Source organism: Loktanella agnita (assembly GCF_046640325.1).
Classification (GTDB): domain Bacteria; phylum Pseudomonadota; class Alphaproteobacteria; order Rhodobacterales; family Rhodobacteraceae; genus Yoonia; species Yoonia agnita.
In genome coordinates, this window is sequence record NZ_JBJMBF010000002.1 from 315,429 (window position 1) to 326,756 (window position 11,328).

The 11,328-nt window shown below is 57.3% G+C and carries 12 protein-coding genes, 1 tRNA gene and 1 pseudogene; 8 read left to right on the forward strand and 6 right to left on the reverse strand.

The genetic code is table 11. The features are described 5' to 3' along the window. Positions 1-298: 298 nt before the first annotated feature. A pseudogene (locus tag ACJ5NV_RS03640) lies at positions 299-436 on the forward strand (IS6 family transposase); the annotation flags it as partial. Positions 437-684: 248 nt separating this feature from the next. On the opposite strand, the gene ACJ5NV_RS03645 reads toward ACJ5NV_RS03640, so the two are convergent. From ACJ5NV_RS03645 to ACJ5NV_RS03660, 4 genes are all read right to left on the reverse strand, one after another. Beyond that, positions 685-761: transfer RNA gene (locus tag ACJ5NV_RS03645), tRNA-Arg, on the reverse strand. A gap of 60 nt (positions 762-821) precedes the next feature. Further along, entirely contained in the window at positions 822-2,222 is a 1,401-nt protein-coding gene (locus ACJ5NV_RS03650; RefSeq protein ID WP_411642260.1) for a sensor histidine kinase, read from the reverse strand. Between the two features lie 19 nt (positions 2,223-2,241). Further along, entirely contained in the window at positions 2,242-3,660 is a 1,419-nt protein-coding gene (locus ACJ5NV_RS03655) for a dihydrolipoyl dehydrogenase family protein (protein ID WP_411642261.1), read from the reverse strand. Between the two features lie 3 nt (positions 3,661-3,663). Then, positions 3,664-4,386: a TVP38/TMEM64 family protein gene (locus ACJ5NV_RS03660; RefSeq protein ID WP_411642262.1), complete on the reverse strand. Its 723-nt coding sequence runs from the start codon at positions 4,384-4,386 to the stop codon at positions 3,664-3,666. Between the two features lie 300 nt (positions 4,387-4,686). Between ACJ5NV_RS03660 and rpmH the strand changes: the two genes are divergently transcribed. The 3 genes from rpmH to yidD are packed head-to-tail and all read left to right on the forward strand — an operon-like array spanning position 4,687 to position 5,446. Then, complete coding sequence (gene rpmH, locus ACJ5NV_RS03665; RefSeq protein WP_411642263.1) at positions 4,687-4,821, forward strand: 50S ribosomal protein L34; 135 nt, start codon at positions 4,687-4,689, stop codon at positions 4,819-4,821. Between the two features lie 23 nt (positions 4,822-4,844). Then, positions 4,845-5,228 (forward strand): ribonuclease P protein component, encoded by a 384-nt coding sequence (gene rnpA / locus ACJ5NV_RS03670; RefSeq protein WP_411642280.1) that lies wholly within the window; start codon positions 4,845-4,847, stop codon positions 5,226-5,228. Next, the gene (gene yidD, locus ACJ5NV_RS03675) at positions 5,225-5,446 is read left to right on the forward strand and encodes a membrane protein insertion efficiency factor YidD (RefSeq protein ID WP_411642264.1); all 222 of its coding nucleotides are present in this window, start codon (positions 5,225-5,227) and stop codon (positions 5,444-5,446) included. The genes rnpA and yidD overlap by 4 nt, the downstream gene beginning before the upstream one ends. Positions 5,447-5,547: 101 nt before the next feature. On the opposite strand, the gene ACJ5NV_RS03680 is transcribed toward yidD, so the two are convergent. Further along, entirely contained in the window at positions 5,548-6,012 is a 465-nt protein-coding gene (locus tag ACJ5NV_RS03680; RefSeq protein ID WP_411642265.1) for a hypothetical protein, read from the reverse strand. Between the two features lie 157 nt (positions 6,013-6,169). Continuing rightward, positions 6,170-6,706, reverse strand: a complete 537-nt coding sequence (locus ACJ5NV_RS03685) for a DUF3833 family protein (protein WP_411642266.1) — start codon at positions 6,704-6,706, stop codon at positions 6,170-6,172. A 132-nt stretch (positions 6,707-6,838) separates the two neighbouring features. On the opposite strand from ACJ5NV_RS03685, the gene ttcA reads away from it, so the two are divergent. The 4 genes from ttcA to ACJ5NV_RS03705 form a co-directional block, all read left to right on the forward strand. Beyond that, positions 6,839-7,684, forward strand: a complete 846-nt coding sequence (gene ttcA, locus ACJ5NV_RS03690) for a tRNA 2-thiocytidine(32) synthetase TtcA (protein ID WP_411642267.1) — start codon at positions 6,839-6,841, stop codon at positions 7,682-7,684. 377 nt (positions 7,685-8,061) lie between these two features. Beyond that, on the forward strand, positions 8,062-9,684 hold the full coding sequence (locus ACJ5NV_RS03695) for a PstS family phosphate ABC transporter substrate-binding protein (RefSeq protein WP_411642268.1): 1,623 nt from the start codon (positions 8,062-8,064) through the stop codon (positions 9,682-9,684). A 327-nt stretch (positions 9,685-10,011) separates the two neighbouring features. Next, the gene (locus tag ACJ5NV_RS03700) at positions 10,012-10,620 is read left to right on the forward strand and encodes a LolA family protein (RefSeq protein ID WP_411642269.1); all 609 of its coding nucleotides are present in this window, start codon (positions 10,012-10,014) and stop codon (positions 10,618-10,620) included. Positions 10,621-11,018: 398 nt separating this feature from the next. Then, positions 11,019-11,328 (forward strand): COG3415 family protein (locus tag ACJ5NV_RS03705; protein ID WP_411642270.1); only part of this gene is annotated, 310 nt, incomplete at its 3' end.

Sequence of the window (11,328 nt, forward strand, 5' to 3'; positions counted from 1 at the left end):
CCCCAAAGTGCCGAAGACGTGCGGGCATCTCCGAAGTTAGGCTTTCCGCCTACAATCTTGCTGCTATCACGTCTTTAATCTATGATATAGCAACATATATTCTGTTTTTTGAATTATTAATGTGATGTCTGCAAGTGTTGGGTGAACAGCAAAACCTACCATTGATACATTGTGCGGCATCCGGCACTTCCGGCTTTCGTTGCGGACCTTAACCGCGACATGCACCAAAGGTGGCTTTGGGCCGGAAGTGACACCGCGCAAGGGGCGACCACGCGTTTGCTTCCTGACTGCTCCGCGCCCCAAGCAGACCTTCAAATCGTTAAATTCGGCCGCCTCTACACTGGCTGGTATCGAGGTTGCGCACATGATCCGAAAGAGGCAATTCGACCAGTTGGGGCTGTCAGGTTTCGAGCAGTTCGCTGAACTCGCAGGATAAGTGCGGCCAGCCAAGGTATTTTCTCAACCCATAAGAAAGTTTGCGACACAATCTCCAAACCGAGGTTTTGTCAGTATTGTCGGTTTTGTCATGAGGTGAATCACGGCGCGGACCGTCCAAGCGGCAAAGGCCCCGCCAGATGCGGGAACATACAAAAAGCACAGATTCCAGAACAGTGAGCGAAAGGGGGGGCGGAATTCGCGTGATCGCGAATTTTTATTTAAAATCAATTACTTAAAGGAATGTTGTGGCGGACCGAGGAGGATTCGAACCCCCGACCCCTTGATTCGTAGTCAAGTACTCTATCCAGCTGAGCTATCGGTCCGCGTAGGGTGCGACTTAGACTCAGTGGCGACCCGATGCAAGAGCGAATTGCGTCCTTTTTTCATTCGGCGGCCGGGGCGAGTGCCATATCGGCCTTTGGCAATTGAATCATGAATGTCGTGCCAGTCTCATCGGTCCGTTGCAGGTCCAGCCGGCCCCCGTGTCCCCGGATCAGATCGGCAGCAATCACAAGGCCCAGACCCGATCCGCCTTTGCGCGCCCCTCCTTGGAACGCCTGAAACAGGTGCTCCTGCGCCTTTTTCGGCAGGCCGGGGCCGGTATCGGTGATGATGATACACCAGCTGTTGTCATCCTCTTTGGCCTGCAAGTTGATCTCGCCGGGCTGACCGGTGGCCATGATCGCCTGACGCGCATTACGCACGAGGTTGAAGATCGCGCGGTAAAGCTGTTCGCCATCGGCGCGCAGGGTCATTGTCGCCGGCACATCTTCGGAAAATGACAGGTCATAATCGGCCGCGGCCAGCCGTTCGCTGTCCACCACATCGCCCACGATCCGGGCCAGATTGACCCGCGCCAGCGTCGGGGCCGGTTCATCAACACGGCCAAAGGCCAGCGTGCTTTCGCAGAGGTTCACCGCCCGCGTGATCGAATTGACCAGCTTCGGGGCCATCCGTATCACCAGCGGATCATGGGACCCTTCGATCCGGTCGGTAAATAACTGGGCCGATGTCAGGATGTTACGCAGATCATGACTGACCTTGGCCACCGCACCGCCCAGTTGGGCCAGCCGTTCTTTTTGCTTTAACGCACCGGTCAGCTGGGTTTGCATCATCTTCAGCGCCTCTTCGGCATCGCGTAGCTCGCGCACCCCCGCTTTCGGTGTGATGATCTGACGGGCATCCTCGGGGGCCTTGGCATAAGATTGCATGTGCCCGACCACGCCTTTGATTGGGCGCACCAGCAGCACCTGCACCGCCAGAAACAGCAGCACCGCCGTGGTGATCGAGATGAAGGCCGACAGGATCAGGATGTTGCGCCCATAGTCCAGCATCGCCGCGCGCAGGGGCATCTCGTCCATCGTGACCTCGATCAGCAGACCGCCGCCGCGCACCGGGTCACCAATCACCCGGATGATCTGGTCCTGCCCTTCGACCAGCGTGTGCAGCGCGTCGGCGATCAGGGTCATGCTTGATGGGTCACGCATGTCATAGGTCGCTGCGATGGGCGAGGGGATGGGCGACGACAGCGCCAACTGCCGGATTTCGTTCCGGCGCAGCACCACGTTATACACCTCGGCATTCTTCAGCAGTTCTGTTTCCAGTTCTTGCGTCAGCATCGCATCCGCTTCCAGCGCCAATGACGCGATCTGCGCCCGCTCTAACCGGGCCAGCAAATAGTCTTCCCGGAATCGCGCGATGGAGGGCACGAAGATCAGGATTTCGGCCAGCATCACGAAAATGACCGTGAGAATCAGGAAGCGGCCTGAAAGGGAGTTGAACATGGGCTCTCGCGTTATCGGGTCAGGGCAGCCAGCGCTGCACAAACCTTACCACAGTTTTTACGGTAGGGTTGTCAAACAGTCTGGGACTAAAATAGGCCCCCGCAGCCCTTTTGTTAACCTCACTGACCGTTGGATAGGGTAAAACTGTGTTTGCGATGGCCGACATTTTCATTTTGTTGGCAATCGCCATCGCCCACATGCCGATCAGCTCGCCCGCCATATGCCCTGCGATAGTGGCCCCGACAGGCTTGCCTTTGACTACCATGACCTTAATCAGCCCTTTGGTTTTTCGTTCCGCAATCAGCCGGTCATTGTGATGCAGTTCGGCGCGCACTACTTCGACCGCGCTGCCGTGTTTCTCTTTCGCTTGCGCCTCGGTCAGGCCAACTTGCGCAAGCTCTGGGTCAGTATAGGTCGCCCATGGGATGTGGTCTGTGCGGGTCTTGAACGGCCAGCCGAACAGCAGCGTTCGAACAAGGATGCCGCCATGATAGCCCGCCACATGGGTGAATTGCAGTCCGCCCGCTACATCACCTGCGGCATAGACTTTTTTATTTGTGACCGACCGGAGGTCAGCGCCAACTTTTAGGCCGCCTTTGTCATGGGCGATCCCGCCCGCATCCAGATCCAGCTTGTCGGTATTCACCTTGCGCCCCACCGCGATCAACAGATGCGAGCCGGTGAAATCGCCTTTGGGTGTATGTACCGTGACCATATCCCCATCGGCGCTGATCTTCTCGGCCTGCGCTCCTTCTACGATGTTCACGCCCTCGGCGCGAACGTTATCCAGCACGATTACGGCGAGCTCAGGGTCGTCCTTGCCCATCGCTTTCGCACCTTCGATCACGGTCACATTGCTGCCCAGCCTGCGATGGGCCTGCGCCATTTCCATGCCAATGGGGCCGCCGCCGATGATCAGCAGATGTTTGGGGCGCTCGCGCAGGTCGAAAATATTTTCGTTGGTGTAATGGGTCACACCCTCCAGCCCCGGAATCGGGGGCACCAGCGGGCCAGAGCCTGTGGCCACCACAAAACGGCGCGCTTCGATGATGTTTTCGCCTGCCTGTACCTCTGTTTTTGAGACGAACTTTCCGTAGTCCTGGATGACATGCACGCCCAGGCCTTCGAACCGTTCGACACTGTCGACCGGGGCAATGGTGGCGATCACGTCATGCACATGATCCTTGGCTGCGGCGTAATCGACAGCAGGATCCACATCGGCGATGCCGTATTTCGCAGCGTGAGACATGGCGTGGGCCTGCTTGCCTGATGCGATCAGCGCCTTGGACGGGACGCAGCCGTAATTCAGGCAGTCGCCGCCCATCTTGCCGCCTTCGATCAACACGACCTTTGCGCCCATCTGTACGGCACCCGCTGCCACCGACAGCCCCGCCGATCCTGCCCCAAGAATGCAGATATCTGTCTTGATCCGGTTCATGGATTACAGTCCTTTTCTGCCCCGCAGGGCCTTTATAACGATAGGAAGCGCGGCCAGCGCACAGAGGCCAAGGATCGGCAGCAGGATGGCCGGTTCAAAGATAATGCCAAGATCGGGTGTTTCGCCACGGGCGAATACCTCGCCCAATCCCGCGCCGACCGATGTGAAAACAACCGCGCCGGGGATGATGCCCAGAAAGGTCGAGACAGCAAAGCGGAACAGCGACACACCGACGAGGGCAGGGACAAGGTTCGCCACAAAGAACGGGACCGCAGGCACCAGCCGGATCAGGAACAGCATTTCCCACTGGTTGTTGTCGATGCCTTCCTTGATCTTTTTCACCGTGCCCGCGCCGCTTTCCATGCGGGCGGCGAGCTTGTCGCCCAGCCCCCAGCGGGCGGCCAGAAAGATACAGATCGCACCCAGCGTGGCGCCGGTGACATTGAACAACGCGCCGGGGAAGGTGGCGAACAGAAACCCGCCAGTCAACGTTGCGATGGTCGCGCCGGGCAGGGAAAAGGCGACGATCACGATATAAGAAAGGATAAAGGCCAGCATGGTCAGGGCATAATTATCGTCACGAAAGGCGATCAACGCCTCGCGGTTGGCGGCCAATGCGTCGAAAGACAGGTAATCGCGCAGATAGATAGCCCCCAGCACCGCCACCACAAGGATGACCAGTAATGGCAGCTTGCGCAGCAGCGGGTTGGCGGGCTTTTGTGTCATTTCGGGCATCTTTCGGGTCCAATTATACGGGCATCGCTTGATGTTAGATGGACCAAACACATGTCTGGGCGATACCCTGATCACGGCGCATTGATGGAAAACCGGGCGGATATGCGGTTTTTTGCAGGTGATCACGAAAGCTGTAACATTTCAGACGGGCGAATTGCCGGAAATGTTGCAATTTGCACCTGTCGTCTGCGTTGACATGGGGCAGTGGCCCCTCTAAACGGCAATTCTGAATTGATGACAGGCTTCGAATCCCCATCCGTGGGTTTGGCCGCAATAACCGGAGAGCACGCGATGAAGCGCACGTTCCAACCTTCCAACCGGGTTCGCAAGAACCGTCACGGTTTCCGCGCACGTATGGCCACCAAGGCCGGGCGCAAGATCCTGAACGCGCGCCGCGCACGGGGTCGTGCGAAGCTGAGCGCGTAAGCGCGTCCAGTTTCTTGACCGAATTGCAGCCGCCGGTTGGGCCTGTCATAGGCGCTCCGGCGGTTTCCGTTTGCCTGACCGTCCTTAAAAAGCGCGCCGATTTTGTGCGCGCCTCCCATGGGCGGCGCAATGGCGCGCCCGGTATCCACCTACAGGCTCGCAAACGGGCCGAGGGTGAGGCGACCGGCATCCGCGTCGGGTTCACCTGTTCCAAGAAAGTCGGCAATGCCGTGGCGCGCAATCGGGCCAAGCGGCGCCTGCGCGAGGTCGCGCGTCTGGTGCTGCCCGCCCATGGCCGTGATGGCTGGGATTACGTGCTTGTCGGGCGCAAGGATGTGACGGCGACGCTGCCCTTTGATACACTCGTCGCAGACCTGAAACGCGCCCTGAGCAAAGTGCACACATGACACCGCTCGCCCATATCGCCGCCCTGCCCGTCCGGGCCTACCGGCTGGTGTTCAGCCCGTGGGTGGGTCATGGCTGCCGCTACCAGCCAACCTGCTCGGCTTACGCGCTTGAAGCACTGGAAAAACACGGCGGGATCAAGGGCAGCTGGCTGACCCTGCGCCGCATCGGGCGCTGCCACCCCTGGGGCGGATCAGGGATCGACAACGTACCGGACTAACAAGCCCTGTTTCTGGATCATCATCAAAAGGCGAATGTCAGGAAAGAGCCCAAAGTCACCACTTCGATTCAAGCTGAACAGTGTGCCAAGAAACGCACACATTACATTTGATTGAGAAGTGCATCACAGCCGCTTCCACCGATGAACTCAAATGACGCTAATAACCCTTCTTGAGCGTCAGAAATCTGGCGGTCCTCGCGAACCATTCCAATAATACAGTAACTCGCTTCTCTTCCAGGACCTTGAGTCTCACAAATTTGAAACCGAATACGCTCAGTTCGAAACCCCATGTCATCCATGAGTTCCTTTTTGGGGTCGCTTTCCCTTAACTCGGCATAAAGCCAAGCTGAATCATGTTGAAGAAGCGTTGACGCTGCGGATCCCTGCACGTCATAGAGTAATGGATATTCGCGCTGATACGTTATCCGTTCGCTTCCGGCGATGGAATAAAATGCCTCCAAGCACTCATCAGGTGTAAGATCTGTTTTTTCTCTTTCCGCGCCTGCAACAGTAGCATTGCTGGTAAGTACTGCCATTGTAACGGCGAACATCCATCCCGCTTTCATTTGGCATATCCTTAAAGCTCAAACTCATCTCGCAGCGTTGATAAACCACAATCTTGTGTGGATGTTAAGGTCGGCTTTGTCCGCAAAGCAGTCATTCAGCAATGCCCGCGACCAATATCAGGCCTGTTTTAAACGGGCGTTGCGCCGTTGCTAACCATCATAATTTCTCAAACGCAATCGTCACCACACCAATATCAACGCCATAGCGCTTTACATAGGCAAGGTTCAGCAACCGGTCTTCGGTCAACAGCCACATCCAGTCATCGAAACTGACCCGCAAGGTCTCTGTCTCACCGTCCGCTGTTGGCACGGGTAGATCAATCTGATACTGCCAGTTGAACCGGTTGTCCTGCTCTTGCCCGGTGGCCTGACCGATGACACCCGGCGCGGTGCCGGTCCAGCTATCAGGGCCGGTCTTGGTCAGGGTCCAGACGCGCTGTTCGGTCGATCCGTCCTCATAAACAAAATCTTCAATCAGCCGCAGCCGCGACCCGTCCCAGTCCCCGGCGATATTCACGACAAAGCTGCGCCGCACGGTGCCAAGAATGTCTTGAAACTGACCATAGGCGACCAGATCCCCATTAAAGAACTCTTCAAGGTTCAGCTTGCGGTCGCTCAGTCTGGGATCGTCGAATGACGGTTTTCCGGTGCATGCGGTCAGCAGGGCAAGGGCGGCAATCAGGATCAGGCGCATCGGGTCATCCTTCTGTTTCTGCTGACCTAGCGCGCGCCGGGGCTGCGACCAGTCGCGCGGTACGCTGATCAAAACGTTTGATCATCGAAAACCTCTTGGCGGACGGGCGCGGGAGGGGTAGGTGCTGGCATCATGCTAGACGATAGTGACATTCATCCGCTTTTCCACGGGGCACCGTCCACGACGGAGTTCAAGAAGCTGCGCAAACGCATCGTGCGCGAAACGCGCGAAGCGATTGAACAATACGGCATGATTGAACGCGGCGCAAAGTGGCTGGTCTGCTTGTCAGGGGGCAAGGACAGCTATACGCTGCTTGCCGCACTGTACGAATTGCAATGGCGCGGGCTGCTGCCTGTGGAACTGATCGCCTGCAACCTCGATCAGGGACAGCCGGGCTTTCCCGCGACGGTCCTGCCAGAGTTTCTGGAAAAAATGGGTGTGTCGCACCGGATCGAATATCAGGACACCTATTCCATCGTGATGGACAAGGTGCCCGCAGGGCGGACTTTTTGCGCGCTTTGTTCACGGCTGCGGCGTGGTAATCTCTATCGGATCGCACGTGAAGAAGGGTGTAGCGCCGTCGTGCTGGGCCATCACCGCGATGACATTCTGGAAACCTTCTTCATGAACCTGTTCCACGGCGGGCGGCTGGCGACAATGCCGCCCAAGCTGGTGAATGAAGAGGGCGACCTGTTTCTCTACCGCCCGCTGGCTCATGTGGCCGAGGCGGATTGCGAGAAATTCGCCAAAGCGATGAGCTACCCGATCATCCCCTGCGATCTTTGTGGATCACAGGACGGATTGCAGCGCCAGCAGGTCAAGCAAATTCTCGACGGTTGGGAAAAGAACAGCCCCGGACGGCGACAGGTCATGTTTCGGGCTTTGATGAACGCGCGACCGTCACATCTGCTCGACCCTAAGCTCTTTGACTTCGCCGGGCTGATGCGTGCCGCGCCGCACGGCAACACCGAAAACTGACGCATTATCGATTCTGGCAAAAGAGCGAGAGCCGTATGGCGGAATCCGCACACAATCCATGAACACTGCAGCGCGAAAGATCTTTTTCTTTTGTGATCAATCCCAAACTCTTTTTCGGGCAACTGCCCGCTTACCGCGCAAATGGCGGTTGCGACCTGACGCGATGCGCGCGATTGTTGATTTACAACAACACTGCGAATTTTGGTCAAACAAGTACTGACATCAACGACATTTCCAGTAGCATGCCAATCAAGGTGAAAGAGTCCCATCGGTCATTATCGGCGTCTTACCAGTATTTCGGATCCAATGGTTACGTTATCCGCTGGAAAGAAGGATGTACGGATTAAGACCGTCGCATAACGAGTCTGGAAAAAGAAATGCTTAAGAAAATTGCCACTACGCTGCTTTGTACAGCTTCAGCCGGTGCGCTCTGCGCCCAGAATGTTGAACTGCGCTCACCTGATGGTTTTATCAGTGTCGAAGGCGAAATTGTCGGCTTCAATGGTATCATGCTGTCGGTGGAAACCTCGGTCGGGATCGTCAGCGTTCCAGCGGGACAGGTCGTATGTTTCGGCGCCGGTTGCAACGAAGCCATCGCAAATGACAACTTTGACCTTGCGGCAGGCAATTTCCTCGCCATCGGCGTCGGACAGTCAGAGGAAGCAGCGCTCCGCCCTGCACCTCAGCCAGCCGCAGCGCCGCGTAACACATCCGACAATTTCGCAGTCAGCTTTGACGCCCCAGCCTACCAAACCATCTATCGCACGCTGGCTGACGCCTTTGCGAATGCCAACCCGGATGGCATCACAGCCGATCTTGCCGGCAGCGGCGACCTGAATTTGCAAGATGCATCCGGCCAGCAGACCGCCGTGATCAGCACCGCTGCCGTTGGAGCACCCTCTGATCTGTCGATCGAGGCTGTCTCGCTTCAGACCCGCGCGCCTGCGCAATTCGACGGCCCGATCGATTGGGCCCGGACGGGCAGGTTGGATTACCAGATGCTGGGGCTGCAAGCCTTTGCCGTGGTGGTCAACCCGCAGGTCGACATCGATTTTCTGACGATGGAACAATTGGCCAGTATCTATGCGGGCGAGATCACAAACTGGGCCGAGGTTGGCGGCCCAGATCAAAAGATCCTACCATTGCAACAGCCTTTGAATTCACAATTGCGAAATGAACTGGTCAAACTGGTCATGAACCCGTTCGGCAAAAACATCGCCAGCAATGTGCTAACGATGGCGGATGAAACGGGCATGGCGTCCTCTGTCAATCAGTTTCCGGGCAGCATCAGCATTGTTGGGGTGGACAGCGCTGGTAATAATACAATCGTCCCGGTTGCCGGGTCTTGTGGTCACCCGGTCACCCCGGCCCGGTTCAACATCGTATCAGGGGATTACCCGCTGGTTCGGCCGATCATGGCGTCTTTTGATCGTACACCAAGCACGACGCTGCTGACCGCACTATTTGATTTCGCCTCGACGGATGCGGTGCAGGCGCTTCTGGCGGATGAGGGTCTGATCAGCCACCGGGTGGTGGAGCAGGGGGTGACCGAAAAGAACGCGCGCCTGAACCAATTGCTAAGCGCCGATCTTGACGCAGTCGAACGCAGCGCCGGTGCGCGGATGTTCCAAGCCTTGTTCGAAGCACAGCGCCTTTCCGCAACCGTCACCGGTGGCCCTGCCAGCGGTCCGGAAGGCGCGTGGAACCGGGCCAAGCTGCAAGCACTTGCCGCTGCCGTTGCGGATGACAGCTATGCGGGCCGTGAAATCATGTTTGTGGGCTTTGGCAGCAGCGAAAGCGGCTCGCAGATCGCGCTAGATGCCTCGCAAGAGGCCGCGGAAGAGACGGCAGCGGCTTTTAGCGCCATGGCCGGCGATGTGATCGACGCAAACGGTTTGAGCCTGGCCTCTTTTGGCTTTGGATCGGTGGCACCGGCAACCTGCTATGACGGTCAGGTCCGGGGCGACACCCACACACGGGTCGAAATCTGGTACCGGTAAACCCGGTCTTCTGTCAGCGCCTATGGGGGACGTCACCGCAAAGGTGCAGACAGATTCTCGCGAAAAATCTGGGCAAAATCCTACACAGGATTTTCTGCCGCGCGCGTATCGACCTCTGTCCGCTGCCCCAATCGCGTTTGCCCACAGGTGAAGTTCAGCGAGTGGGGGATAGAGGTCCCAATGATTTTACCAACATGCCATTGCCGAATGCCTGCCGGGCGCTATCCATAAACATCCAGGTTGATATCGCCTAACATCCTGTTCCCGTGCTGTTGTCGGGGCTGGAAATCGGGTGCACATATGGCCCCAAAGATTGAGGTAAGGCAAATGACCAGACGTTTCTTCTATATCCTGCTGACTGTGGCGCTTGCCATGTATGCGGGCATGGCCTCGGCGCAACAGCTTTCGCTGGGCCAGATTTCGCAGTATTTGAACCAACTGCAAACAGCCCAGGGCGGGTTCACCCAGATCAATTCCGACGGCACGCTGTCGACAGGGCAGATCTACATCAAGCGGCCCGGACGCATTCGGTTCGAATATAACCCGCCGGACGAGTCGCTTGTGATGGCGGGCGGCGGTCAGGTGGCCGTGTTCGACCCACGCTCCAACACCGGGCCAGAGCGGTTTCCGCTGAACCAGACCCCGCTGGACATCATGCTGCGCCAGAATGTCGACCTGAGCAGTGAACGTATGGTCACCAACCAGACATATGACGGCACGGCCACGACGATCACCGCGCAAGACCCCGAACATCCGGAATATGGCAACATTCAGATGGTCTTTACCGCCAACCCGGTAGAGTTACGGCAATGGATCGTCACCGATGATCTGGGCACCCAGACAACCATCATCCTGAACGATATGACCGCAGGTGGGACGATCGGTAACATCCTGTTCAACATCCGCGCCGAAATGCGCAAACGCGGCCAGGACTGAGGTCAGAGGTCCCGGGTCAAAGCCCGGGACTGCGCCGTGCGCGGCGCCCCGGTCGTGGTGAAGCGTAAAGCATTTCTAATTTAAGCTGAGACTTCTCGCTTCATCAGTTGAATCTGTATCGAAAACGCGAGGTCACGCATGCTGAGCCAAGTATAAATCGAATTACTCTAACATTTTTTCTCGCAATCTTTGAAACCGTGCGCGTCGCGCTGATTTCAAAGTCCGAACATGGCCCATTCTGCCAATCAGGGTAAACCACAATCAAGCACCCATGTGATCTCTCGTGTTTTAGGTTTTGCAAGAAACGAACTAGAGCGTGTCGCGTGCTTTCAGATTCAGGATTCCCAGATCACGTATGATGTGATTCCCTATGCTTGGCGCAGATATGGGGGTCGCAGATGGGCAAACCACATCCGATAGAGTTGCGTGAGCGGGTCGCAGCGTTTGTTGACGAGGGACACGGGCACCGCGAGGCGGCGCGGCACTTCCGTGTATCGCCGAAGTTCGTAAATGATTTGATCAAGCTGCGGCGCGAAACCGGATCGCTGGCCCCGCGCGCCCAAGGCAATGGCGGTGGCCATGGCAAACTTGCGGGCCTATCCGCCTGGATCGAGATGCGCGTCGCCGACACAGGCGAAATCACGCTCGACGAACTGGTTGCCGAACTGGCCGAGACGCATGGTGTCGCCGTCCATCGCGGCACTGTTT

Excerpts from the sequence above, each read along its gene's own strand:
- ACJ5NV_RS03650 (WP_411642260.1), bottom strand. The coding sequence starts at position 2,222 with ATGTTCAACTCCCTTTCAGGCCGCTTCCTGATTCTCACGGTCATTTTC.
- ACJ5NV_RS03655 (WP_411642261.1), bottom strand. The coding sequence starts at position 3,660 with ATGAACCGGATCAAGACAGATATCTGCATTCTTGGGGCAGGATCGGCG.
- ACJ5NV_RS03660 (WP_411642262.1), bottom strand. The coding sequence starts at position 4,386 with ATGACACAAAAGCCCGCCAACCCGCTGCTGCGCAAGCTGCCATTACTG.
- rpmH (WP_411642263.1), top strand. The coding sequence starts at position 4,687 with ATGAAGCGCACGTTCCAACCTTCCAACCGGGTTCGCAAGAACCGTCAC.
- yidD (WP_411642264.1), top strand. The coding sequence starts at position 5,225 with ATGACACCGCTCGCCCATATCGCCGCCCTGCCCGTCCGGGCCTACCGG.
- ACJ5NV_RS03680 (WP_411642265.1), bottom strand. The coding sequence starts at position 6,012 with ATGAAAGCGGGATGGATGTTCGCCGTTACAATGGCAGTACTTACCAGC.
- ACJ5NV_RS03685 (WP_411642266.1), bottom strand. The coding sequence starts at position 6,706 with ATGCGCCTGATCCTGATTGCCGCCCTTGCCCTGCTGACCGCATGCACC.
- ttcA (WP_411642267.1), top strand. The coding sequence starts at position 6,839 with ATGCTAGACGATAGTGACATTCATCCGCTTTTCCACGGGGCACCGTCC.
- ACJ5NV_RS03695 (WP_411642268.1), top strand. The coding sequence starts at position 8,062 with ATGCTTAAGAAAATTGCCACTACGCTGCTTTGTACAGCTTCAGCCGGT.
- ACJ5NV_RS03700 (WP_411642269.1), top strand. The coding sequence starts at position 10,012 with ATGACCAGACGTTTCTTCTATATCCTGCTGACTGTGGCGCTTGCCATG.